The organism is Roseovarius sp. W115, from assembly GCF_032842945.2.
Taxonomy (GTDB): domain Bacteria; phylum Pseudomonadota; class Alphaproteobacteria; order Rhodobacterales; family Rhodobacteraceae; genus Roseovarius; species Roseovarius rhodophyticola.
The window spans coordinates 1,253,651-1,278,880 of the sequence record NZ_CP146606.1 but is presented as its reverse complement, the minus strand read 5'-3'; the positions used below and the strand labels follow the sequence as shown (position 1 = coordinate 1,278,880).

At 57.4% G+C, this 25,230-nt stretch carries 20 protein-coding genes and 1 pseudogene; 9 read left to right on the top strand and 12 right to left on the bottom strand.

Translation table 11 applies throughout. The annotated features are described in order from the left end of the window. The first annotated feature begins 53 nt into the window (after positions 1-53). Positions 54-1,163, top strand: a complete 1,110-nt coding sequence (locus tag RZS32_RS06540) for a DUF2793 domain-containing protein (protein ID WP_317056212.1) — start codon at positions 54-56, stop codon at positions 1,161-1,163. A gap of 6 nt (positions 1,164-1,169) precedes the next feature. On the opposite strand, the gene rfbA is transcribed toward RZS32_RS06540, so the two are convergent. The 4 genes from rfbA to rfbC are packed head-to-tail and all read right to left on the bottom strand — an operon-like array spanning position 1,170 to position 4,571. Beyond that, the gene (rfbA, locus tag RZS32_RS06535; RefSeq protein WP_317056211.1) at positions 1,170-2,048 is read right to left on the bottom strand and encodes a glucose-1-phosphate thymidylyltransferase RfbA; all 879 of its coding nucleotides are present in this window, start codon (positions 2,046-2,048) and stop codon (positions 1,170-1,172) included. Between the two features lie 31 nt (positions 2,049-2,079). Next, complete coding sequence (rfbD, locus tag RZS32_RS06530) at positions 2,080-2,931, bottom strand: dTDP-4-dehydrorhamnose reductase (protein WP_317056210.1); 852 nt, start codon at positions 2,929-2,931, stop codon at positions 2,080-2,082. 21 nt (positions 2,932-2,952) lie between these two features. Continuing rightward, the gene (gene rfbB / locus RZS32_RS06525) at positions 2,953-4,002 is read right to left on the bottom strand and encodes a dTDP-glucose 4,6-dehydratase (protein WP_317056209.1); all 1,050 of its coding nucleotides are present in this window, start codon (positions 4,000-4,002) and stop codon (positions 2,953-2,955) included. Positions 4,003-4,007: 5 nt separating this feature from the next. Next, a complete protein-coding gene (gene rfbC / locus RZS32_RS06520; RefSeq protein WP_317056208.1) occupies positions 4,008-4,571 on the bottom strand; it encodes a dTDP-4-dehydrorhamnose 3,5-epimerase in 564 nt (187 codons plus the stop codon). 162 nt (positions 4,572-4,733) lie between these two features. Between rfbC and RZS32_RS06515 the strand changes: the two genes are divergently transcribed. Beyond that, positions 4,734-6,173, top strand: coding sequence for a mannose-1-phosphate guanylyltransferase/mannose-6-phosphate isomerase (locus RZS32_RS06515; protein ID WP_317056207.1), 1,440 nt, complete (start codon positions 4,734-4,736; stop codon positions 6,171-6,173). Positions 6,174-6,177: 4 nt separating this feature from the next. On the opposite strand, the gene RZS32_RS06510 is transcribed toward RZS32_RS06515, so the two are convergent. Next, positions 6,178-9,969: a hydantoinase B/oxoprolinase family protein gene (locus RZS32_RS06510; RefSeq protein ID WP_339106850.1), complete on the bottom strand. Its 3,792-nt coding sequence runs from the start codon at positions 9,967-9,969 to the stop codon at positions 6,178-6,180. A 253-nt stretch (positions 9,970-10,222) separates the two neighbouring features. Here RZS32_RS06510 and mscL point away from each other — a divergent pair, with 253 nt between their 5' ends. Continuing rightward, entirely contained in the window at positions 10,223-10,648 is a 426-nt protein-coding gene (mscL, locus tag RZS32_RS06505; protein WP_317056204.1) for a large conductance mechanosensitive channel protein MscL, read from the top strand. A gap of 154 nt (positions 10,649-10,802) precedes the next feature. Continuing rightward, on the top strand, positions 10,803-11,216 hold the full coding sequence (locus RZS32_RS06500) for an Imm7 family immunity protein (RefSeq protein WP_317056203.1): 414 nt from the start codon (positions 10,803-10,805) through the stop codon (positions 11,214-11,216). Positions 11,217-11,290: 74 nt separating this feature from the next. Here RZS32_RS06500 and hutU read toward each other — a convergent pair whose 3' ends face one another. Genes hutU through hutI form a run of 3 tightly spaced genes read right to left on the bottom strand, consistent with a single transcriptional unit; the run spans position 11,291 to position 15,683 of the window. Further along, positions 11,291-12,958, bottom strand: coding sequence for a urocanate hydratase (gene hutU / locus RZS32_RS06495; RefSeq protein WP_317056202.1), 1,668 nt, complete (start codon positions 12,956-12,958; stop codon positions 11,291-11,293). Then, positions 12,955-14,493 carry a histidine ammonia-lyase gene (gene hutH, locus RZS32_RS06490; RefSeq protein WP_317056201.1) on the bottom strand — a complete coding sequence of 513 codons (1,539 nt, stop codon included), beginning with the start codon at positions 14,491-14,493 and terminating at the stop codon, positions 12,955-12,957. The genes hutU and hutH overlap by 4 nt, the downstream gene beginning before the upstream one ends. Further along, complete coding sequence (gene hutI / locus RZS32_RS06485; protein WP_317056200.1) at positions 14,490-15,683, bottom strand: imidazolonepropionase; 1,194 nt, start codon at positions 15,681-15,683, stop codon at positions 14,490-14,492. Before hutI ends, hutH begins: the two co-directional genes overlap by 4 nt. Before the next feature lie 71 nt (positions 15,684-15,754). Here hutI and RZS32_RS06480 point away from each other — a divergent pair, with 71 nt between their 5' ends. Beyond that, a complete protein-coding gene (locus RZS32_RS06480) occupies positions 15,755-17,119 on the top strand; it encodes a formimidoylglutamate deiminase (protein ID WP_317056199.1) in 1,365 nt (454 codons plus the stop codon). Further along, positions 17,116-17,817 carry a UTRA domain-containing protein gene (locus tag RZS32_RS06475; RefSeq protein WP_317056198.1) on the top strand — a complete coding sequence of 234 codons (702 nt, stop codon included), beginning with the start codon at positions 17,116-17,118 and terminating at the stop codon, positions 17,815-17,817. The genes RZS32_RS06480 and RZS32_RS06475 overlap by 4 nt, the downstream gene beginning before the upstream one ends. 4 nt (positions 17,818-17,821) lie before the next feature. Here RZS32_RS06475 and RZS32_RS06470 read toward each other — a convergent pair whose 3' ends face one another. Both RZS32_RS06470 and RZS32_RS06465 read right to left on the bottom strand, forming a co-directional pair. Beyond that, positions 17,822-19,138, bottom strand: a complete 1,317-nt coding sequence (locus RZS32_RS06470; protein ID WP_317056197.1) for an NAD(P)/FAD-dependent oxidoreductase — start codon at positions 19,136-19,138, stop codon at positions 17,822-17,824. Positions 19,139-19,142: 4 nt separating this feature from the next. Next, positions 19,143-19,496, bottom strand: a complete 354-nt coding sequence (locus tag RZS32_RS06465; protein ID WP_317056196.1) for an ethanolamine utilization protein EutQ — start codon at positions 19,494-19,496, stop codon at positions 19,143-19,145. Between the two features lie 73 nt (positions 19,497-19,569). Here RZS32_RS06465 and RZS32_RS06460 point away from each other — a divergent pair, with 73 nt between their 5' ends. Together RZS32_RS06460 and RZS32_RS06450 are read left to right on the top strand one after the other, a co-directional pair. After that, entirely contained in the window at positions 19,570-20,211 is a 642-nt protein-coding gene (locus RZS32_RS06460; protein ID WP_317056195.1) for a TetR/AcrR family transcriptional regulator, read from the top strand. After that, positions 20,208-21,748, top strand: a pseudogene (locus RZS32_RS06450) (trimethylamine methyltransferase family protein). Before RZS32_RS06460 ends, RZS32_RS06450 begins: the two are co-directional and overlap by 4 nt. 368 nt (positions 21,749-22,116) lie before the next feature. Here RZS32_RS06450 and ald read toward each other — a convergent pair. Continuing rightward, positions 22,117-23,235, bottom strand: a complete 1,119-nt coding sequence (gene ald / locus RZS32_RS06445) for an alanine dehydrogenase (RefSeq protein ID WP_317056193.1) — start codon at positions 23,233-23,235, stop codon at positions 22,117-22,119. A 135-nt stretch (positions 23,236-23,370) separates the two neighbouring features. Between ald and RZS32_RS06440 the strand changes: the two genes are divergently transcribed. Continuing rightward, a complete protein-coding gene (locus tag RZS32_RS06440) occupies positions 23,371-23,829 on the top strand; it encodes an Lrp/AsnC family transcriptional regulator (RefSeq protein WP_317056192.1) in 459 nt (152 codons plus the stop codon). 287 nt (positions 23,830-24,116) lie between these two features. Here the strand turns inward: RZS32_RS06440 and RZS32_RS06435 are convergent, their stop codons facing one another. Further along, entirely contained in the window at positions 24,117-25,229 is a 1,113-nt protein-coding gene (locus RZS32_RS06435; protein WP_317056191.1) for an SGNH/GDSL hydrolase family protein, read from the bottom strand. Between the last annotated feature and the right edge of the window lies 1 nt (position 25,230).

Here is a 25,230-nt window from a genome sequence, read left to right as displayed (position 1 = left end):
CTTTTTTAATCTCTAGCATCAGCCTTTGCCCATCTTGTCCTCACAGGTGCGCCATGTCCGAACAAACTCCGGCTTTGTCTCTGCCGCTGATCCAACCATCCCAGGCTCAAAAACACGTCACCCATAACGAAGCGCTGATGCGGCTTGATGCCCTGGTGCAGGCCGTCGTGCTCACCCGCGATAGCACATCTCCGCCTGCCGATCCCGTTGCCGGAGAATGCCATATCGTACCAAGTGCTGCGGTTGGAACCTGGTCAGGCCAGGATCATGCCTTGGCCTATTTCGACGGCACAGCCTGGCAGTTTCTGACAGCGCGTCCCGGCTGGAGGGTCTATGTTCTGAGCGACTTGCAAACCGTCATTTGGGACGGCACCGCTTGGGCAGGGGAGGCCACCTCACTGCAAAATCTCAGCGGTGTTGGGATTGGTACGAATTCAGATAGTACCAACCGTTTGGCTGTCGCCGCCGAAGCCAGTTTGCTCAGCCATGCAGGGGCGGGGCACCAGCTCAAAATCAACAAATCCGTAGCGACCGACACCGCCAGCCTTTTGTTCCAAACCGGTTGGTCCGGGCGCGCCGAAATGGGAACCGCGGGAGACGATGCATTTGCGATCAAGGTGAGCGCTGATGGTGCGGTTTGGAACACCGCGCTTAGCTTTGATCCCGCCTCTGGGTTTGCCAGTGGTGAGGCTGTTCAGAGCGGCCCGGCTGATGTAACCCCCGGACGCTTGATGCGCACTGACTACGGGTATGGTCCGGGCAACGTCCTTGGTGTGGTTTCTGAAAATGCAGGCATTCCCACCGGTGCCGTGATCGAACGCGGCAGCACGGCCAATGGCGATTACATCCGGTTCGCGGATGGCACGCAGATGTGCCAATTCAACGCCACTCTCGCCTATATCAGCGCCGGGCTGTGTTCGGCCGCGTGGAGCTATCCAATGATCTTTGCCAGCGGCAGTATGCCGAATGTGCAGGGTACGCTTGATAGCGACAGCCTTGCCTTGACCGCGCCTTCCGTCACGGTGGCAGGGGTGACCGGGTTGACCGTTTCGGGTCTCGGCTCAACGAATGTCACACTCAACGTTAACACATTGGCCGGAGCCAGCTTTGGCAGCGGCGAGAGCGTCGATCTGCGAGTTCTCGCGATTGGGCGTTGGTTCTAGACATGTCTAGCTCTCACCGAGGCGTCCCAGAAGATACTGACCATAATCATTTTTTTGGAATTTCTCCGCCCGGTCGCGCAGTTCAGAAGCGCTGATCCAACCTTGTTCAAAGGCGATTTCGTCGGGAGAGCCGGTTTGCAACCCCTGTCGCTCTTCCAGGGTTCTTACGAAATTTCCCGCGTCAAGAAGAGATCCATGCGTGCCTGTATCGAGCCAGGCATAACCACGCCCCATGCGTTTCACATCCAGTAGCCCGTCTTGCAGATAGCTTTCCAATAGCGTGGTAATTTCCAGCTCGCCGCGGTCTGATGGTTTGACCTTGCGTGCGCGCTCTGGTGCATTGCCATCAAGGAAATAGAGCCCTGTAACCGCATAGTTCGACGGTGGCTTAGTGGGTTTTTCGATGATTTGCGTGACATGGCCATCAGCATCAAATCCCACCACACCATAGCGCTCTGGATCAGCTACATTATAGCCAAAGACCGTGCCACCTTTTGTGACTTGGTCGGCTTCCTGCAAGAGCTTGGTCAGCCCGTGTCCAAAGAAGATGTTGTCCCCCAGAACCATTGCTGAAGGGGCACCACCTAGGAAATCATCAGCCAGTAAGTAGGCTTGTGCCAGACCGTCTGGTGAAGGCTGTTCGATATAAGTCAGGTTCAGACCCCATTGGCTGCCATCATCAAGCGTGCGCTTGAACTGGTCCTGATCCTGCGGCGTGGTGATCACCGCGATGTCGCGGATCCCGGCGAGCATTAGAACGCTCAGCGGATAGTAGATCATCGGTTTGTCATAGATTGGCAGGATCTGTTTCGACACACCAATAGTGATCGGATAGAGCCGGGTTCCGGATCCGCCGGCGAGGATAATGCCCTTGCGAGTTGTCATTGCCTGTTCCTTTGCCGCCCCCGGCGATTGCTTAGCCTAAAGCGTCCAATTCTTCCAGCACCTCGGCAAGGTCGGCTTGCCATTCGGGCTGAGCGATTCCGAAATTCTGCTGCGTGCTGTTGCAGTCCATACGGGAGTTACCAGGTCGTGCAGCTGGTGTTGGATATTCCGAGGTCGAGATGGCATGGATGGTCATTGGCTTGCCGACTTGAGAAAATATTTCGGTGGCGAAACCATGCCAGCTTATGTCGGGTGCACCGGAGAAATGGTAGGTGCCGGACTTGTCAGGCGCTTTGCCAAGCTGATCTGCAAAGCTCAAACAGGCCCTTGCAATTGACCGTGCAGAGGTCGGTCCGCCGATCTGGTCATCAACGACCTTTAGCTCATTCCGCGTCTCGGAGACACGCAGCATGGTTTTGACGAAATTGTTGCCGTGCGCTGAGAAGACCCAGGACGTGCGCAAGATGGCGTGAGTTGCTCCGCTTGCGCGGACAAGCGCCTCACCTTTGAGTTTGCTGCGCCCATAAGCGCCCAATGGGTTGGTTTCGGCATGTGGCAAAAAAGGTGCCTCGCCCTGACCGTCGAACACGTAGTCGGTTGAGATATGCACGAAAGGAACACCCAATTCGGCGCAGGCCGCTGCCATTGCACCAGGCGTGTCGCCATTGATAATCGTGGCGAGGTCTTCTTCCTCTTCGGCCCGGTCCACCGCGGTGTAAGCCGCGGCATTGATTACGACGCGTGGGTTGGCCGCTTTGATGGCCTTAGCGCAGGCTGCGGGGTCACTCAGATCAGCCTCTGCCCTGCCAAGGCAGATGGCTTCCGACAGCTGCCCCAGTTCGGTTGAGACCTGTCCGGTTTTGCCGAAAACGAGAAGGGTCATTTCTGTTTGGTCCTTATTGATTCAGCCGGTGCCGAGTCGTTTTCCAACGCCATCACGGTTGAGGAGAGCCTGCCACCAGGCTTCGTTGTCGAGATACCATTTCACAGTTTTTCTAAGGCCTTCCTCGACCGTCACAGAAGGCCGCCAACCCAGCTCGTCACGGATGCGGCTAGGGTCGATGGCATAGCGGGCATCGTGCCCCGGCCGGTCGGTCACGAATTCAATCTGGTCTGCGTAGAGTTTGCCATCGCTGCGCGGGCGCAAGTCATCAAGGATACTGCAGAGCGTTTTAACCAATTCCAGGTTGGTGCGCTCGTTCTCTCCGCCGATGTTATAGGACCGACCAAGTTTACCTTTCTCCAGCACCAACAAAAGCGCATCAGCGTGGTCTTCAACATAGAGCCAGTCCCGGATGTTTGAGCCATCGCCATAGATCGGGAGCGGCTTACCGCCAAGCGCATTAAGGATCGTGACCGGGATCAGCTTTTCCGGGAAGTGGTAGGGGCCGTAGTTGTTTGAGCAGTTGGTCAGAACAACCGGCAGACCATAGGTTTCCTGCCAGGCACGGACCAGATGGTCGGACGCGGCCTTGGACGCGGAATAGGGGCTGCGCGGGTCATAGGGTGTGGATTCCGTGAACTGCGCGGATGGGTTATCTGGCAATGAGCCATATACTTCGTCTGTCGAAATATGATGAAACCGGAAGGTATCGGGTTTACCCGCTTGCACCCAATATGCGCGCGCGGCCTCTAACATGTTGTAGGTGCCGGTGATGTTGGTTTCGATGAAATCACGTGGACCGTCAATGGAACGGTCCACGTGACTTTCGGCGGCCAAGTGCATCACGGCATCTGGTTGGTGGGTCGAAAAAATACGGTCAAGTGCGGCACGGTCACGGATATCGGCATGCTCGAAACTGTAGAGGTTGCTTAGAGCGGCATCGGCCACATTGTCGAGGCAAGCGGCATAGGTCAGCGCGTCGAGGTTGACCACCTCATGCCCACGCGCCACGGCAAGACGTACAACCGCTGATCCGATAAAACCGGCGCCACCGGTGACAAGGATTTTCATGATCTTCAGTCCACGTAAGAAAAGGGCGTGTCAAAATCGCGCAAGAGGGGCGCAGCGGCATCTTTTTCGGATAGAATAGGGTCTCTATCAAGTCCCCAGTCGATACCGATATCAGGGTCGTCAAACCGCACGGCGCCATCACATTCCGGCGCATAATAGTCCGAGCACTTGTAAATGATTTCGGTTTCGGGTGTCAGGGCAGCAAACCCATGCAGGAAACCTTCGGGGATAAGAAGCTGTTTGCCGTTTTCGAAGCTCAGCTCGTAGCCCACCCATTTACCGTATGTCGGGCTTCCCTTGCGAATATCCACGGCCACGTCAAAAAGAGCACCGCGTCCGCAGCGCACCAGCTTGGCCTGCGCGTGAGGGGGCGACTGAAAATGTAGCCCTCGTACGGTTCCTGCCTCTTTCGAAAGCGAGTGGTTGTCCTGAACAAACTCGGTATCAATTCCGTGCTCGGCCATGCGCGACTTATTCCAGCTTTCGCAAAAAAACCCTCGGTGATCACCAAACCGGCGCGGCTCTAGCAGTAGTACGCCCGCTAAGGCGGTTTCGGTAACTGTTAACATTCAAACCTCTTAAATGGTGCAATACGCCCACAAACTGCCTGAAGTAAGGCGCAAATCTTCATAGTCATGACGCAATTTATAGTCAAAATCTGTGGTGGTTGTCACGGAATCGGAGCGTGATATACCGAGCGCATTGTTAGACGTAGAAGGATTATGGTGTCCATGGGTCGCATTAAACCCGCAGTACTTTGCGGCGGGACGGGCACACGTCTCTGGCCGCTGTCGCGTAAAAGCTTTCCAAAACAGTTTTCCGATATCGTGGGTGGCGAAAGCCTTTTTCAGGCTTGCGCACGCCGTTTGAAGGACGCTGGAATGGATGCGCCTTTGGTGCTGACCAATTCCGATTTTCGATTCATCGTGACGGAGCAGTTGATGTCGGTGGGCATTGATCCTGGTGCTGTTCTGATTGAGCCAGCGCCGCGGAACACCGCGCCTGCGGTTCTGGCCGCGGCGCTTTATGCGATGCAGGACGATGAAGATGCGCTTGTTTTGGTGGTCCCCTCGGATCACGTCATTGCAGATGCCAAAGCGTTCGGCGCAGCAGTTGAGGCCGGGCGTGTTGCGGCAGAGGCCGGTCAGATCGTGACCTTTGGCATCACGCCGGGCTATCCCGAGACGGGTTATGGTTATCTGGAGCTTGAAAACAAACCGGACGGATCCGGTGATCCCATCGACCTGCGTCGGTTTGTGGAAAAGCCCGATCTTGCGACCGCCGAAGGCATGGTCAAAAGCGGAACGTTTCTTTGGAACGCAGGGATATTCCTGTTTTCCGCCAAGGTCATTCTGGCCGCCTATGAAGCTCATGCGCCTGACATGCTCGCGTTGGTGAAAGCAGCAATTGAAGATGCCGAAGCTGATCTTGGGTTTCTACGCCTTGCCGCCGAACCGTGGGAGAAATGCGAAGACCTGTCGGTGGACTATGCAGTGATGGAAAAGGCCGGGAACCTCTCTGTCGTACCTTATTCATCGCATTGGTCTGATCTTGGCAGCTGGAAAGCCGTGCTGGACGAAAGCGATCAAGATGAGAACGGTGTCGCCTTGTGTGGCCCTGCGACGGCGATTGACTGTAAAGACGTGCTGCTGCGTTCAGAAAGTGAAGGGCTTGAGCTTGTCGGTATCGGGTTGGAAAACATCATGGTTGTGGCGATGCCGGATGCGGTTCTGGTGGCGGATAAGGATCGCGCGCAGGATGTGGGCCGCGTCGTCAAAGAATTGAAGACAAAGGGTGTGTCGCAAGCCGAGGAATTTGCCCGCGATCACCGACCCTGGGGCTATTTCGAAACGCTTGCTCTGGCTGGCCGGTTTCAGGTGAAGCGCATCGTGGTGAAACCCGGCGGGCGGCTCTCGCTACAAAGCCATGTCCACCGTGCCGAACACTGGATCGTTGTTGAAGGAACGGCACAGGTCACCATCGGTGAAAACGTCAAGCTCGTGGCGGAAAACCAATCAGTCTACGTGCCTCTTGGTGAAAAACACCGGCTGGAAAATCCCGGCAAAGTTCCGGTGACGATGATCGAGGTGCAGACCGGCAGCTATTTGGGTGAAGATGACATTGTGCGCTACGAAGATGTCTATGCCCGCGGGCAGGGCGCACGCGGCTGATGTGTCAGGGTTTTTGCAGACGAAGATGAGCCGTGGCGGCCAGATCGGGTCGCCCGTTGCGCATCACGACGCCAAAAAACTCTTCGGCTTGCGCAGCGCTGTAACGCCCTAGACGCACATCCTCCGCGACGAGGTCTGGATCTCTCTCAAAGGGGTCCCCATAGCCACCGCCACCGGGTGTCTGCACGCGCACGCGATCTCCGGCAGTGAGCGGAATGTCCTGTTCTTTTGACAAGTGTTCCGGCGTGTAGGCCTCTCCATTGCGCCAGACTGTGACGGTGTTCGGCGCACCGTCTTGGCCACCCAAAGCGCCCTGTGGCCCATAACGGCCGTGGTCCATCACAAAGCTGGCCTTGGCCTGTCCCCGCCGCAACTCAAGTTCGTAGTCGAGCCCAAACCCCCCGCGCTGCAAACCCGCGCCACCTGATCCTTCGTGCAGGGCGTAATGGTGATAAAGCACGGGAAAAGCCTGTTCCATGATTTCAACCGGTGGGGCCTTGGAAATGCCAATGGTGGAACAGCCGTTGCTGATCCCATCCCCACCGGACCAGCCGCCGTAACCGCCGCCGGATAGCTGATACATCACGAAGTCTCTGTTGCGATCCGGGTCGTGTCCGCCGAGTGCAAAGTTACCACTTGTGCCCGCAGGTGCGGCAGTGACGCGGTCCGGTAGCGCCTCAACCAGAGCGGCAAAGACGGCCTCGGCGATGCGCTGGCTCACCTCGGCGGCACAGCCCGAGACGGGGCGTGGATATTGCGCATCAAGAAACGTGCCTTCGATTCCGGTGACGTGAAGAGGCTCAAACGCGCCTGCGCTGATCGGCACTTCGGGAAAGATATGCCGCATGGCAAGGTAGACCGAGCTGAGCGTGGTGGCGCGTACGGAGTTCATGGGCCCAAGACAAGGCGGTGACGAGCCGGAGAAGTCGAATGTGAGTTCATCCGTGTCACGGGTGACTGCGAGCCTGATTTCCAACGGCTCATTGACCACGCCGTCACTATCGACCCAGGCCACGGAATGATGCGTGCCTTTGGGAATGGCCCTGATCGAGGCGCGCATCTGGCTGGCGGCGCGGTGCCGCAGTTCGGCAATGGCCTCGGCCACGACATCATCGCCGTACCGATCCATCAAAGCGCCCAGGCGCTCTGCGCCAAGGTCGAGTGCCGCGGCTTGTGCCTTGACGTCGCCAATGCGTTGTTCGGCAACGCGGATGTTTGAACAGATAATGGCGTAAATCTCCGCATCCATCTCTCCCCGTTTGAAGAGCTTCACGGGAGGCAGGCGCAAGCCTTCCTGCTCCACAGCGGTCGCAGAGGCGGAAAACCCACCGGGCACAGCACCGCCCGTATCTGGCCAATGCCCGGTGTTTGATAGCCAGCAAAAGAGCACGTCACCGCGGTAGAAGGGCCGCGCGAACCGGACATCCATAAGATGCGTACCGCCCAGATAGGGGTCGTTGACAATATAGATATCACCCGGTTCAGGTGCGCCTGCACGTCCATCCGCGGTCATTTCGATAAGCGTGCGCGTTGAATACTGCATCGTCCCGACAAAGACCGGCAGACCGCCTGCGCCCTGCGCGATGAGGGAGCCGTCCTTGGCGTCATAAATCCCATCGGAGCGGTCATTGGCCTCGGCAATAACGGGCGAGAAGGCCGCGCGGGAAAAGGCGAGGTCCATTTCATCGCAGACCTGTTGCAATCCGGCTTGAATGACCGATAACGTGATTGGATCAACGGTCATCTGAACCCCAATCTCAATCTCGATATTGCCCTGGGCGTCGCCTTTTGCGTGATCCTGAGGCTCAATCAGAACGGTCGTGTCCATCTGTTCGATCACGGCCGGACCTTCGCAGGAAAAGTCGAGAGGCAGATGATCGCGCCAATAGACCGGCGTGTCATGCCAGGTGCCATGAAAACAAATACGTCGCGTGCCTGTTTGTGCCTCAATCAAGCAAGGCTTACGCCCTTCGGGGTCAATGAGCTTCGATAGATCAAGCGGCGGGCGCTCTGCTATGACTGAGCAATTTACATTCACCACCTGTGCACGGATTTCCTCCAGCTCGACACGGAAGCGGTTGAAATAGGCCTGCGCAAAGAGATCATGAAGCGCGTGAGGGCTTATATCGGGGGACTCCAAGGGCACCCGCAAAAGATGGGTTTGACCCACGAATTGCATGTCCACACTATACAAGTGGCGGATGGCTTTGACAGGTAGGCGCTCCTTGCCAATTAGCGCGTCTCCCTCCCGCACTTGACCGGCAAAAACCGAGGCAAGTTCAGTGTCTCCAAGAGCATCCACTGGCCGGTTGATTGTCTGCACAAAATCATGACGCAAATCTGCGGTGACGCAGCCAATTGCATTGGTGATCCCCGGTCGCGCTGGCACCAATACTTTTGGGATTCCAAGTTCTCTGGCAAGGGCGCTGGCATGAAGCGGGCCGGCGCCGCCAAATGCGAAAAGTGCAAAATCGCGCGGATCGGCACCTAAAGACAGTGACACCATGCGAATGGCCCCGGCCATCTTGGTGTTGGCCATTTGTATCACGGCCAGTGCTGCGTCGGTGACATCGAGGCCTAATGGCTCAGCCAGCTTCTCCGCAAATATACGCGCTACAATATCCGTTGCCGTTCCACCGGATTTCACAACGCTGTGCGGGTTGAGGCGTCCAAGAATGAGGTTTGCGTCTGAAATCGTGGGCTCTTTGCCGCCCTTGCCATAGCAAATCGGCCCAGGATCAGCGCCCGCACTTTCCGGGCCGATCTCCAAGAGGCCAGAAGAGGTGACACGCGCTATTGATCCGCCGCCTGCACCCACGGTGCGGACATCGACCATCGGCACGTGGATGGGCATCGCGTATTCGATCTCAATCTCGTTCGAAACTGCGGGTTCTGAAGACCGCACCAGGGCCACGTCAGTGGATGTGCCCCCCATGTCATAGGTGATGAGGTTTTCGTGACCGGTGAGGCGCGCCGTATAGGCCGCCGCCATGACGCCAGAGGCCGGGCCAGACATGACTGTCTTGGCGGCCTCCTTGGCCACCGTGCGGGCCGAGGCCATGCCGCCATTGCCATTCATCACCAGTATCTCGCCGGGATATCCCGCATCTGCGGCGTCTTGCGTCAACCGCCCGAGGTAGCGTTCAAGAATAGGCTGCACACTGGCATTAACCGCGGCCGTCACGCCACGCTCATACTCGCGCGATTCCTGTAAGATTGAATGCCCCATGGTGATATGTGGGTTTGGCCAAACCTCGGCCAAGACTTCGGCAGCGCGGGTTTCATGGTCGGGATTGGCATAGGCATGCAGGAAATGCACAACCACAGACTCGCAGCCTGCCTGCAAAAGTGCTTCACCTGCCTGTCTAACGGCCTCTTCGTCAAGTGGAACAAGGACCTGACCTGTCGCGTCCACACGTTCGGGCACTTCCAGCCGAAGATCACGCGGAATAATCGGGGTGAAATGCCCTGTCATTCCATAGGCCTGTGGTCGCGTGCGGCGGCCAAGTTCAAGTACATCGCGAAAGCCGCGGGTCGTGATCAGCCCGGTACGGCTGAGTTTGCGCTCAAGCACCGCATTGGTGGTGGTCGTGGTGCCGTGGATGATGAGACTGAGGGACGCCAGATCACACTCCGCCGCGTTCAGTGCGGTCATCACTCCCAGTGCTTGATTGTCAGATGTCGTGGGAACCTTCGCCAACCGTACCTGACCGGTTGTTTGATCAAGCTGCACGAGATCTGTGAACGTACCGCCTACGTCGATACCAGCGATCAATTCACTTTCGCGGTCCACCATGTTTTTTCCAATTTTGGTTCGTGACTGAGCGTTTGATAATGCCGTGGAAAAGTCAATGATTTTGGGGAATTGCATGTTTGTATGGACAATGCGGCAAACATCAAGTTCGCAATGAGTGATGCGCAGACGCCACGCGGGGAGCTGTGTGGCAGCTTTCCCCCGTCTTTCCTCAATACAGCAGCGTATCTTGTGCTAGATACTTGCCGCAAGCGGCCAGGGTTACGTGCCGTGGGTATACAGAGAGGACACAAGAATGCTTTCGGAATTCAGAGACTTCATCGCCAAGGGCAATGTCATGGACATGGCCGTTGGTATCATCATTGGTGCGGCGTTCACAGCGATCGTGACATCGCTCGTCGGCGACCTGATCAACCCGATCATCGGTCTGTTCATGGGCGGGATCGACTTTACCAATAACTACGCTGTTCTGTCGGGTGATGTGGCAGAAGGCGCGTCGCTGGAAGCGGCCCGAGAAGGCGGTGCTGCTGTGTTCGCTTACGGTGCGTTCATCATGGCCATCATCAACTTCCTGATCATCGCGTTCGTGGTGTTCATGCTGGTGCGTTACGTGAACAAGGTGAAAGACGCCGCCGTCAAAGAAGAACCAGCGGAAGAGGAAGACCCCGGCCCAAGCGAGCTGGATGTCCTGATGGAAATCCGCGATGCGTTGAAGAAGTAATCGCAACCTCATCTAGACAGAAGGCCCGCCCATTGCGCGGGCCTTTTTTGTGCTAGCAACGAGCAGCTGGGGACGAAACAGACCTTCCTCCAGCCCCAATAAGTGACTAGCATTGGGAAAATGAATTGAGGGCAGCCCGTGAGCTGAGTTCGGCATGGTAGAACTGCATGGTTGGTTTACAATCCGAGAAGCGTTTCGCGAAGAAGATGAATCCGATGAAGTGCTGTCTTCTGCAATTTTTCAAATTGAGAAGGCGATCAGCAAGTTGAGCAATTTCAATCTGGCTGCAAAGTTAATGCAGCAGAACGGATGCTATAGCCTTTTGATAAACGGAAACTTCAATCATCGAGACAGTCGCTGGACGGAGGTTACTGAACTCGTGCAACTGGTATCGAAGATTGCACCTGGGTCATATGGAATTCTTCACTTTCACGACGACGAAGACAAAAACGGGCGGGAAAATCAGTTTCAAGCACTGGTTATGAAAAAAGGAAGAGTTCAGACTTTGATTGACGAGAACCTCTCGCCATTTTTTTGTGATTTGGAGGATGCAAGCGACCCCAGTTAGTGAAAATCAATTGGTCAAGTCGGGCTCACAGCAGACCTGCCGGCAGTAAGCCGCCCTTTGAGCGCTCTACCCTTTCAGAGAATACCCGGCAAGCGCAAGCCGTGCTCCTGTGCGCATTCTAGTGCAGTATCATACCCCGCATCCGCATGGCGCATCACGCCTGTTGCAGGGTCGTTCCACAACACCCGTGCCAAACGGCGGTCCGCGTCCTTTGACCCATCACAGCAAATGACCATGCCGGAATGCTGACTGAATCCCATGCCAACCCCACCGCCGTGATGCAGCGATACCCATGTCGCGCCGCTGGCCGTGTTGAGCAAAGCGTTTAGCAAGGGCCAGTCGCTCACAGCATCTGAGCCGTCTTTCATGGCTTCGGTTTCGCGGTTTGGGGAGGCAACGGAACCTGAATCAAGATGGTCGCGGCCAATGACGATAGGTGCTTTCAACTCGCCGGTTCGAACCATCTCGTTGAAGGCAAGCCCGGCTTTGTGTCGGTCACCCAAGCCAATCCAGCAGATCCGCGCGGGCAAGCCCTGAAAGGCAATCCGATCTTGCGCCATGTCGAGCCATTGATGCAGGTGAGCGTTCTCGGGAAACAGTTCCTTCATCTTGGCATCGGCTTTGTAGATGTCCTCCGGGTCACCCGAGAGCGCGCACCAACGGAACGGACCTATGCCTTTGCAAAAGAGTGGTCGGATGTAGGCGGGGACAAACCCGGGGAAGGCAAAGGCATTTTCCAGCCCTTCCTCAAGCGCCACCTGCCGGATGTTGTTGCCATAGTCCAGCGTGGGCACGCCTGCGTTCCAGAAATCCACCATTGCCTTTACATGGGTTTTCATCGAGGCGCGTGCGGCCTTTTCAACTGCTTTGGGATCGCTTTCCTGTTTGGCGCGCCACTCGGCCACGGACCATCCCTGGGGCAGATATCCATGCACTGGGTCGTGGGCACTTGTCTGGTCTGTGACGATATCGGGGTGGATCCCGCGTCGAACAAGCTCGGGGAAGATATCGGCCGCGTTGCCAATGAGCCCCACAGATTTGGCCTCTCCCGCTTTGGTCCAGCGGTTGATCATCGCGAGTGCCTCATCAAGCGTATGGGCTTTGGAATCAAGATATTTGGTGCGTATACGGAAATCGACACGGGTTTCGTCGCATTCCACGGCCAGACAGCACGCTCCGGCAAAGACCGCCGCCAGAGGCTGCGCACCACCCATGCCACCCAAACCTCCGGTCAGAATCCAGCGACCTGTCAGGTTCCCGTCATAGTGCTGACGACCGGCCTCGGCGAAGGTTTCATAGGTTCCTTGCACGATGCCTTGGGTTCCGATGTAGATCCAGGACCCGGCGGTCATCTGGCCGTACATCATGAGACCCTTGCGATCGAGTTCGCTGAAATGATCCCAATTGGCCCAATGCGGCACGAGATTGGAATTGGCGATGAGGACACGGGGTGCGTCAGAGTGCGTTTTAAAAATACCCACCGGTTTGCCCGATTGAACCAGGAGAGTCTCGTCCTCTTCCAAGTCCTTCAGGCCTTCAACGATCCGGTCAAAATCCTCCCAGGTGCGCGCCGCACGGCCAATGCCGCCATAGACAACCAACTCATGCGGGTTTTCAGCCACATCAGGATGCAGGTTATTCATCAGCATCCGCATGGGTGCCTCGGTGGTCCAGGATTTGGCCGTGATCTGGTCGCCTGTGGGCGGAAAGATGTCTCGGGTATTGTGGCGGGGATCGGTCATGATGCGCACTCCAAGGGCAGAGAGAGACCCGCCGCTTTGACCAAGGTCCCGTTTTGGATCAATTCGGCGGCGGATTGCAGGTCGGGGGCGAGATAGCGGTCAGCTTCCAACGCGGGAACGGTTTCTCGCAGGCGGCGTATTGCATGCTGCAAAGGCACACTTGTGGTCAAAGGCGCGCGAAATGCAATGCCTTGGGCGCCACAGAGCGCCTCAACCCCGAGGATCATTGAAAGGTTGTCGTTCATCGTTCCCAAACGTCGCGCGGCGTGGGCGGCCATGCTCACATGGTCCTCCTGATTTGCGGATGTTGGCGTGCTGTCGGTGGTGCAGGGATTGGCGAGATGCTTGTTCTCGCTCATCAACGCTGCCGTGGTGACCTCGGCAATCATCAGGCCGGAATTCAATCCAGGTTCGGGTGTCAGGAAAGGTGGCAGATCAAAACTCAGTGTCGGGTCCACCATCAAGGCCACGCGGCGCTGGGCGATGGCCCCGATTTCGGCGATGGCAACGGCGATCTGGTCGGCAGCAAACCCCACGGGTTCCGCGTGGAAGTTCCCGCCTGAGACGATGCGGTTTTCCGCAACCAGCACCAGCGGGTTGTCGGTCACGGCGTTGGCCTCGACCTCCAGCGTGCGCCCGGCAAAACGCAGCAGGTCCATGGCGGCGCCGGTCACTTGTGGTTGGCAGCGGATACAATATGGGTCTTGCACCCGCATGTCGCCTTCGCGATGGCTTTCGCGGATTTCCGAGCCGTCCATCAAGGCGCGTTGTGCCTGCGCCACCTCGATCTGCCCGGCATGGCCTCGCAGGGTGTGAATGTCGGCCACCAAGGGTGCGGTTGAGCCCATAATGGCATCCGTCGACAGCGCCCCGGTGACTACGGCGGATTGCAGATTTGTCCAGGCATTCCACAGCCCGACCAAGGCACAGGCGGTCGAGAATTGCGTGCCGTTGATCAGCGCCAGACCTTCCTTTGGGCCAAGGATCACAGGCGACAGACCTGCGGCTTGCAGCGCGGCGTTCCCTGACATGACGTTGCCCTGATATACGGCCTCACCTTCACCAATCATGACTGCCGCCATATGGGCGAGTGGCGCCAGATCACCGGAGGCGCCGACAGAGCCTTTCACCGGCACAACAGGCGTCACTTTTTGCGCCAGCATGTCTTCGATCAGTTGGATGATGTCCCATCGCACGCCGGATGCCCCACGCCCCAGCGAGATCAGCTTGAGCACCATCATCAGCCGCGTCGTATCGACATCAAGCGCCTCTCCAACACCACAGCAATGCGACAGGATCAGGTTGCGCTGAAGCTGCGCAGTTTGGTCTGTGGGAATCTTCACGCTGGCCAGTTTGCCAAAACCGGTGTTCACACCGTAGACCGCCTCTTCGCCTTCGGCTGCCTTGCGCACTACCGCTGCCGCAGCATCCACAGGTTCACGGCATGACGTATCGAGGCGTGCGTCGAGACCTTCACGCCAAATGCTTTCCAGTTGGGCTAAGCTCACGGCTCCGGGGTGAAGCACTTGTATCATGCGTTCCCTCCAAAAATGCGCTGGACCAAGGGATTGAAACCAATCCGATAGGCAAGCTCGGCAGGGTGCTCGATATCCCAGACCGCGAGATCTGCGCGCAGACCGGGCCGCAATGCGCCGCAGTCGGTCAGTCCGAGCGCTTGGGCGGCATGCGATGTGACCCCAAGAAACGCTTCTTCCGGCGTCAGGCCGAAGAATGTGCAGCCCATGTTCATGGTCAAAAGCAGAGAGGTCATGGGGGAAGAGCCCGGGTTGCAATCGGTGGCCAACGCCATCGGCACGTCATGCTTGCGGAACGCCTCGACAGGGGGCTTTTGTGTTTCCTTCAATGTGTAGAAGGCTCCGGGCAAGAGAACAGCGACACTGCCGGACCCAGCCATAGCTTTGGCGTCTTCCTCGGTCGCATATTCCACGTGATCGGAAGAGAGTGCTCCATATTTCGCTGCGAGTTGCGTGCCGCCGATGTTGGACAGTTGCTCGGCATGAAGTTTGACGGGCAAATCGAGGGCCTTCGCACGTTCAAACACCGGCTTCAGCTCTTCCGCTGTGAAAGCGATGCCTTCACAAAACCCGTCAACCGCATCGACAAGACCTTGCTGGTGCGCTTGCTCAAGCGCGGGAAGACACATCTCTGAAATGTAGTTCACAGACCTGCCCTTGTACTCGGGCGGCACAGCATGTGCGCCCAGGAACGTGGTCTTCACCCGGACCGGACGCTGCTGACCAATCTGTCGCGCAACACGCAGCATTTTAAGTTCGGTCTCAACATCAAGCCCATAACCGGACTTGATCTCAATCGCGCACACGCCTTCGGCAATCAAAGTGTCGACACGTTTCAGGGCATCGACCAAGAGTGTCTCTTCCGATGCAGTCCGCGTGGCCGTGACAGTCGAGACGATGCCGCCCCCGGCCTTTGCCACCTCTTCATAGGTCGCCCCGTTGAGGCGCATCTCGAACTCACCCGCTCGGTGCCCGCCAAAAACAACATGCGTGTGGCAGTCGATCAGACCGGGTGTGATCAGTCGGCCTTCAGTATCCTCTGAGGGTATATTTGCCGCCTCTCGCGGCATGTCTGCGTCAGGGCCAACCCACCTGATCACGCCCTCTTCCACCCAGATCGCGGCTTGGGTCATCAACCCGTAGGGCGTGTTTGCGGCGGTGCCCGCCAATGTCGCATTGCGCAGCAGCATGACAGCATTTCTTTCTTGATCTGAACTTGGCGTTGTTATTATGTATAGACATAATAATGAAGGATGCAAGTATGACAATTGTCTGGGCTCAGCAGGCGCTTTTGCCGGATGGATGGGCGAAAGATGTGTCCATTCACATTGATGCCGAGGGACGTATTGAGTCGGTTACGCCCTCATCTGAGCCGCAGGGCCAGCGCATGGGCCTTTTGCTTCCTGCGCCAGTCAATGCCCATTCCCATGCGTTTCAGCGTGCCATGGCCGGATTGACTGAGCGGCGTGGTCCAGATGGAACTGATAGCTTCTGGACCTGGCGACGATTGATGTATCGGTTTCTCGATCGCCTGACGCCGGACCATGTCGAGGCCATAGCCGCCCTGGTGCAGATGGAAATGCTGGAGGCGGGCTATGCCACGAATGTTGAGTTTCATTATCTGCACCACGCACCCGATGGCACGCCTTATGCACGCTTGAGCGAAATGGCGGAACGTATTGCCGCCGCAGCGGAGGCAACCGGTACCGGGTTGACGCTTTTACCGGTGCACTATCAGTTTGGGGGCTGCGATGGCCGTCCGCTTGGACCCGGGCAGGTTCGTTTTGGAAATGATGCTGATCGCTATGCGCGTCTGGTGGAGGACTGCCATGCGATAGTCAAAACCCTGCCAGCAGACACCGCGCTGGGGGTCGCGCCGCACAGCTTGCGCGCCGTTTCGCGGGAAGACGTATTGCGTGCCGCCGACCTTTTTCCAGCCGGACCGGTTCATATGCACCTCGCCGAGCAGGTTGCGGAAGTGGAAGAGGTAGAGGCCGCCTATGGCGCGCGTCCGGTGGAATGGCTCTTGGACAATGCTGACCTCTCGGAGCGCTGGTGCCTTATCCATTGCACGCAAATGCAGCCCGATGAAACCACACGAATGGCCAAGACCGGTGCTGTGGCTGGCCTTTGTCCGATCACCGAAGCCAGTCTTGGGGACGGGATATTCGATGGAGTGCGCTGGGTTCAGGCGGGTGGACAGATGGCGGTTGGATCGGATTCGAACATCCGAATATCGCTTTGCGAGGAACTGCGTCAGCTGGAGTACTCTCAACGTTTACGCGACCGGTCCCGAGCCGCGCTTGCGACAGGCGCGCACTCGACGGGTCGGGCGATGTTTGACGCCATTTTCCAGGGCGGTGCGAAGGCCGCAGGGCGCCAGACCGGACGTATAGAAAACGGCGCTTGGGCGGACCTGCTCGCCTTGGATATGGAGCACGTCGATCTCGTTGGACTGGATGACGACACAGCGCTCGACAGTTTCATCTTTGCAGGTTCAAACGCCATGGTGGATGGCGTCTGGAGTGCAGGTCGGCATGTTGTGCAGGCAGGGCGGCACATCAACCGAGATCGTATTGTGAGAGCTTACGCCGCTGCGACGGCTGAGCTTCGGGATTTGATATGACCACCCCACAACCCACCGGGTGGCAAGGTATACAGGCCGAAGTCTTGCGCCGCGTTCATGCAAGAGAATGGCCTCCGGGACATATCATTCCCGGAGAGGTGGATCTCGCGGCTGAATTTGGGTGCGCCCGTGCCACCGTCAACCGCGCCCTTCAGGCCTTGGCCGACGCCGGAATTCTGGAGCGCAGGCGCAAGGCAGGCACGCGTGTTGCTATGTATCCTGTGGGACGTGCGGTGCTGGATATCCCTGTTCTGCGGCAGGACATCGAAGAGCGCGGGCACGTCTACGGCTATCGCTTACTGGAGCAATCCATCATGATGCCTGATCTGGTCTGCGCGCAAAAATTGGGCGGCAACACCACGGCACTTCATGTGCGTGCCGTGCATCTTGCAGATGATGCGCCTTTTGTACTTGAGGACCGTTGGATCAATTTGAAAACCGTCCCACACGCGGCTGAGCAGTCTTTTGATACGCTGAGCGCAAATGAATGGCTTTTGCACACAGTGCCCTACACGAAAATTGACGTCAGTCTAAGTGCGCAAGCTGCGTCTGAAGAAGGTGCTGACACGCTGCGCCTCGCTCCCGGAGCGCCTGTTTTCACAGTGGAGCGGACCACCTGGGATCACGATGACCCTGTCACCTATGTGACGCTGAGATATGCGCCGGGCTTTGAACTGCACACACAGATTGGCGGCTAGCGGTCTATGCCTCGTGCCGGTTGGCAAACAGCTCCCACTGGAATCGCGCGCGTACACCAAGGTCCAAGAAAGGACGGGGCGGAAGCGGGTCGGGTTCGCCCAGCGTCTGCATATCTGCGATAAGTGGGTTGTCCCGTCCGGTGGCCAAATCCGCCGCCAGAATGCCGCCAAAGGTCCCTTTCGTCACGCCGACCGCATTTTGGCACACCGCGGACCAGATATTCGGCCCGATTTGCCCAAAAGCAGGCGCGCCATTGCGTGACAGGCACACGAAACCTGACCATGTATGCTCCATCTCAACGGCCCCAAGTCCGGGGAAACGCTGGTCAAAGAGCCGCTTGTGCGTGCGCTTGACCTGTTCATGTTCGCCGGGTTTCAAACGTTGACTGGGGCGATAGCTCAATCCATGCCGGATCAGGATGCGGTGATCCGCAGTGTAGCGCATGGTGATCCCGGCAAAGGCGTTGACCGGAGTCAGGCCCCAGGCCTCGCCCACCCCGTAGATCGCGCGCTCTTCTTCGGTTAACGGTCGGCTGAGGCTGGCATGGGCGACGAGATGCAGGAACTTCTGCTTGTGAAAGCCGAACTGCTCACTGAACCCATTCGCGGCCATGATCATCTTGGGCGCGCGCACCGAGCCTTGTGGCGTCTTTAGTGTAACGCCGTTTTGAAATTCCGCCTCAATCACAGGCGAGTTTTCATGCACCGTTACATTGGACGGCAACGTGTCCGCCAATCCCCGCGTCAGGCCCGCTGGATTCATCAAAACACATCCTGGGGTGTAGACAGCGGCGGTGAAATGCGGACTGCCGAGACGCGTGCGCAGATCATCCCCTTCGATCCACTCATATGGCTCGCCCAGCGCCTCAAGCTCTGCCTTGAATGGCTCCAAGACATCCCTGGTGCCTTTAGGGCTGACCGCAGTGTGGTACTTACCGGCACGGGACCAGTCGCAGTCCACCCCGTGTGTCGTGACGACGTCTTCGAGGTGGTCGATCGCCATACGCGCCAGCCGCATAAAGCGGTGGCTGCCGTCCAGCTCGTCCAGCGAGGAGCCGACGTTGTGGGGAAGGTCAATCGCAAATCCCGAGTTGCGCCCCGACGCGTTTTCACCCGCCTCGCCAGCTTCTATAACCACGATCTTCTCATCCGGACAGTTCTCGGCCAAACGCCGTGCTGCCGCCAGCCCGGCATATCCTGCGCCCAGCACAACCCAATCAGCCTTGATATCGCCTTTGAGCGCATCATGTGCCTGACGATCCGGCAAGATCGCGCTCCACCCATTGGTCTTGTCATCCTGTGGTAAGCGGTTGATCTTCATAAGCTTAGCTTTCCTCAGCCCAGTTTGAGGGTTCAATCGCATAAAACACCAATGCGCTCTCTGCGGCATAGGTGAGCTCTGTGCCAGTCGGCAGCCATATGGTGTCCTTCGGCCCAGCGGTCAGATCGCCTTCTTTGGTGCGCACGGTCAGCGACCCTTCCAGTACAAGAAGAACCTCATCATATTGCACAGTCCAGGGGATTTTCGCGTTGGTGAAGCGCCCAAACCCCGAGCCCAGCCGCGTGCCCATTGTGTTCGACGTCACCTCGGTCACTTGTGCCATCTCGCCATATTCAAAGCGTGGCGTGAAGGACAGATCGGCAAACCTTGTGACTTTGGCCGGGGCTTTTTCGGGCATCGCAGGATCCTTTCGATTGACGCAAACCATACAGGGCTGTATCTATCCATGCAACCCTGTATGGAAATCACGTATGCTCGATAGCGACTCAACTGATCGAAACTCCAGACTAACCCGTGACGACTGGATCGAAGCGGCGCAGACTATGTTGATCGACAGTGGCGTCGAAGCTGTCCAGATTACGGTTTTGGCCCGCGCCCTTGGCGTCACGCGGGGCAGTTTCTATTGGCATTTCGAAAGTCGTGAGGCGCTTCTTGACGCGCTCATCCACCGTTGGCGCACCCGCAACACCAATGTGATGGTCGAAACGGTGGCCGATGCCGAAACCTTGGATGATGGCATTCTGGCCCTTTTTGCCGTTTGGACGGATCACCGCCGTTTTGACCCGGATCTTGATCAGGCGATACGCGACTGGGCACGATACGATGACGCCCTGCGGGAAAAGGTGAAGGCAGAGGACGCCGCCCGCGTTCAGGCGGTGTCGGCGTTTTTTGAGCGTTTCGGGTATCCACAACCCGAGGCGTTCATCCGTGCGCGTGTGATCTGTTTTACGCAGATCACATACTATGCTCTGGATGTCGCGCAGGACGAAACCCATGAGGAGCGCCTTGGCTATCTTGAGGCGTACTTTCGAAGCTTTACAGGCCGCGATATCCAGCCTGACACCGTTACCGCATACCGCAACATTCTCGCCCGAGAGGAACCAGACTCATGAACACGCGACGAAGTGGCGGGCGTCGCGCACGCGCGGCAAAACGGGCAAATGCGGCAGAACGGGCTTTTGATGCCGCCTGGCGGCAGTGGAAGAACCCCTATGCACCCATTGAACAGTTCAGCGCGGATGAAATCGAAGCCATCCACAACGCGTCACTCAAGGTGTTGCGTGACACTGGGATCAAGGTGCTGAACGATGAGGCGCGGGCGTTTTATGTGAAAGCTGGAATGCGCGAGGGCGAAGATCACGTCATTCACTTTGATCCTGATGTCTTGATGGAATTGATGGCGCATGCGCCACCTGAGGTAACTCTTCATAGTCACAATCCTGCGCGTACCGTGACGATTGGTGGACGGCAGGTGGGTATAACGACGTCCGCAGGGTCGCCCAACTGTTCCGATCTTCAAGGGGGCGCAGGCCCGGCACGCTTCAAGACTATGACAACTTCTGCAAAGTGGCGCAGGCGTTTGATGTGATCCATTTCATCGGGCCGGTGGTTGAGCCACAGGACCTCGCAATGGGTCTGCGTCATTTGCATATGACCCGGTCCATCGCCGCGCTGACCGAGAAAATCCCGTTTGTCTATTTTCGAGGTCGTGAGGCGATTGCCGACAGCTATGAAATCCTGCGCCTGGCGCATGGGCTAAGTCGGGAAGACTTTGTGAACACCCCTGTCAGCTATTCGGTGGCCAATTCGAATTCCCCACTTCAGCTGGATGAGCTGATGTGCCGGGGTATAATTGACGCGGCACATGGCGGTCAGATGATGATCCTCACACCATTCACGCTGGCCGGTGCCATGGCCCCCGTGACCATTCCCGGTGCACTGGTCATGCAGAATGCCGAGGCGCTGGCCGGGCTTTGCTTGTCTCAGATTGTCCGGCCCGGTGCGCCGGTGTGTTACGGCAGCTTTACCTCTAACGTGGACATGCGAACCGGCGCGCCCGCGTTTGGTACGCCGGAATACGTCAAAGCGGCTTTTGCGTCTGGGCAACTGGCGCGGCGGTACAACCTGCCGCTGCGGTCCTCTGCGCCCACCGCGTCGAATGCGCCGGATGCACAGGCCGCGTATGAAAGCCAGATGTCGCTCTGGGGGGCGTTGATGGGGGGCGCGAACCTGGTTCTGCATGGGGCTGGTTGGCTGGAAGGTGGACTGACCATATCGGCTGAGAAATTCATCATTGATGTCGAAGTCCTGCAAATGTTTGCAGAACTGTTTAAACCTCTGGAAGTGACAGAGGCGACGCTCGGACTTGAGGCCATCGCCGATGTCGGCCATGGCGGCCATTTCTTTGGCACGCAGCATACGTTGGACCGGTTCGAGACGGCGTTCTATTCCCCGCTGTTGTCGGATTGGTCCAATTTTGAGAACTACCGCGACCGTGGATCAGTGGACGCCACGCAGCGCGCCAATCAGATTTTCTTTGATAAGGTCGAAGCCCATGAGTCGCCCCCGATGGACCCGGCCCGAATAGATGCCATAGACGCCTTTATAGCGAAACGCACCGAAGAGGGTGGCGCGAATATTGAGCGGTGAAAGCCGTTAAGAGGGGCGATGCTGGTCTGCCTTGCGGAGGAAGCCGGCGTTGAGCACCCTCGCGCGGAATCAAGGGCCGCAGGTCCGCCGCGCGATCGGTCGTTCATTGAGGCGCCATTGGTTCGAGCCCAATGGACGACACCGCCCCATCGGGCTGGAGATCGGCTAACGTAAGCGCGTCGATCCTAGGACATGCAGACTTGGTTTACATAAAGTGCCCAGAATTTGCAGAGGGTCGCCATCCCGCGGTCTGGCCATCGCGCCGCTCTTGGATCCCTTCTGCTTTGGGCTCCAAGCGGCCATGCGACAAGCACTACCCAAACACTATCATACCCCCGAACCATCCGTGATGGTCCGGGGTGCACAATTCATCCTTTCACCACCAGTTGCGGCGACACCACATCGATGCCGAGCGCCTTGCCAACGGCATAGTATGTCAGCTGACCTGCATGCACGTTCAGGCCGTTCAGCAGGTGCTCATCATCAGCGCAGGCCTGTTTCCAGCCTTTGTCCGCCAGGGCCAGCATGAAGGGCATGGTCGCATTGCCCAGAGCAATGGTTGACGTGCGTGCCACGGCTCCTGGCATGTTGGCCACGCAGTAATGCATGATGCCGTCCACATCGTAGATCGGATCGGCATGTGTGGTGGCTTTGGATGTCTCAAAGCATCCACCCTGGTCAATCGCCACATCCACCAGCACGGAGCCGGGTTTCATATCGGCGAATTGTGCGCGGCGCACCAGCTTGGGCGCTTCCGCGCCGGGGATTAGAACCGCGCCAATGACCATATCGGCCTGACCCAAATGCTCGGCCAGCAGACCGGCAGAGGAATAGCCGGTGCGGAACTGATTGCCAAAGACGTCATCCAGGTAGCGCAAGCGAGGCAGCGAACGATCCAGAACGGTGACGTCCGCCCCCATGCCAGCCGCGATTTTAGCTGCGTGTGTGCCAACCACACCACCGCCGATCACGAGCACGCGGGCAGGTCCCACACCGGGCACACCACCCATCAGAACACCGCGTCCGCCATTGGCCTTTTGCAGGGTCCAGGCGCCGACTTGCGGGGCCAGACGCCCGGCGACTTCGGACATCGGCGCCAGAAGCGGAAGGCCGCCGCGATCATCTGTTACGGTTTCATAGGCAATAGCCGTACAGCCACTTTCCAGCAGATCATGTGTTTGATCCGGATCGGGTGCGAGATGCAGGTAAGTGAACAGAAGCTGACCTTCGCGCAGCATCTTGCGCTCTACGGCTTGCGGCTCTTTGACCTTCACGATCATGTCGGCGGTGGCAAAAATTTCCTCGGCGGTGTCGACGATCTCGGCACCGGCCGCCGTGTAGTCGGCATCCTCAAAGCCAGCGCCCTTACCGGCACCAGCCTGGATCACGACGTCATGTCCGTGTGCGACAGCTTCTTGTGCCGCGTTCGGTGTCATTCCGACGCGGAATTCCTGAGGTTTAATCTCGGTTGGGCATCCGATTTTCATTGCGGGGTCTCCTTCTCCATTGGCCCCACAATCGCGCGTTTTATGCGCAAGGTGATTGAAATTATACGCGCCCTATGTCATCTTTTCCGAACATCCTTCGATAATTAATTCATATATTGAAAGGTTCTTTCCAAAATGTCTCTAGATGCGATGGATCGTCGTCTTCTGTCGGTGCTACAGAAACAAGGTCGAATCTCTAATGCCGAGCTTGCCGAAGCTGTTAGCCTTTCGGCCTCTGCCTGTCACAGGCGCGTCCAGCGACTTGAGACGGATGGGTACATTAAAGGCTACGTGGCACTGTTGAACCGGCGCAAGATGGGTGTGCCGACAACCGTCTTTGTTGAGATCACGCTGACCACACAAGCCGAAGAAATCCTGGAGGCTTTTGAACAGGCTGTGGCGCGGATACCCGATGTGCTTGAATGTCATCTAACGGCGGGGACGGCGGATTACATCCTCAAGCTTGTGACAGAAGACACCGAAGATTTCGCACGCATCCACCGACAGTATCTCACACGTCTGCCTGGTGTCGCCAAAATGCAGTCAAGCTTTGCACTGCGCACGGTTCTGCAGACCACGGCATTGCCGGTTTGAACTGATGCGGGTGATTGGAAAAACGAGAGACCCCGGTGTGTGTGCCCGGGGCCTCCCACCCTGCTCGCCATAGTCCGTGAGTGACAGCGAAGCTGGATTTCGATCTGGGTGTGCGTTTTATAAGAAATCACCGTGTTGCGCGTACATGGGAAAAACCGCGTGTTTTGTCCCGTAAGGAAAACCTTACCTTTTGGCCCTGTATTGCGTTTGTGACGTAGCGTTACTTCCTTTGCAGCAAAAACCCCGGCGAGTCGGGCCGGGGTTTTCTTTCGAATTAGAGGAGTTTCTTAGGCGCGCCGACGGCGAGCAACGAATCCGATGCCGGCAATTCCAAATAGAAGAAGCGGCAAAGACGCAGGCAGCGGAACCGGAGCAATGTCGATCTGACCACGAAGCTCGGACGCCAAAAGAGCCTGAGCGACGGCGTTGGGATGCACGCTATCTCCAAAGAGCAATGTGTTTGGGTCAATGCCATCGTCAAGACAGCTTGGAATTTGGGAAACCTGTGAAGGTGGCACGAGCAAGGCCGCAGAGAAACTGGCTGTGCATGGTGTGCTCACGTTTGTGATGCCAAAAACATCCCCATTGTTGAAGTTGGCATCGTCAATAATCGCATTTAGCGCAACATTGGGGTCGTAGCCGATGACTTTGATGTCATCATCGCTCAGCGACATTAGGTTTTGCGTCAGGCGGAAGTTGAAAGCATTGGTGACGTCCGTGGCGCTTGCGTTGCCAAGGAAAGCAGGTGTCACACCAAGATCAGGCAATCCGACAACAAGAAAGTCATCGAACAATGACGAATCCAGAGAGTTGAGGGTCCGAATTCCGGTCTCGACTGCGTCCGCCGCAGCGAAGGCGGCATTGGTGAGGAAGGAAGGGATATCTGCAGGTTCGATTGCGCCACTGCCAGCGACCTCGAACGCTTGAAACAGATCATTGGCCCCGAAAAAGACCGACAATAGCGGATTGCTTCCAGTATTTGGCGGTGCCGTATCGAAAGTCGGCGCTGGAGCAAGACCAGTGATCAACGGATTTGGTGTGTCTCCGGGTCCCGCAAGACCCAGCGCGTCTGCAAAAACGCCAATCTGGCTGCCGAACGTATTGAGCGGTGCGCCCGGAATCGGGCTAAGGTTGGTATCGCCCGCAGTCGCACCACCAAGTGCCAAATTCCCCGTATCATGTCCATTGGCTTCAAAGTCATCGGCGATGATCTCGGCATAGGTCGGGCCGTTGCTAAAACGTCCGCCAAGGCTTGGCGGCGCAAGCAATCCAAGTTTGCCGTCATCGGTCAGGCTATCGCCAAAACTGAAAAAGCTTGTGAACGGATCTGTAATGGGCGTGGCGAACGCGGATGTGGACAGCGTCAATCCCAAGCCCAAGGCCAAAGTAATTATCTTCATG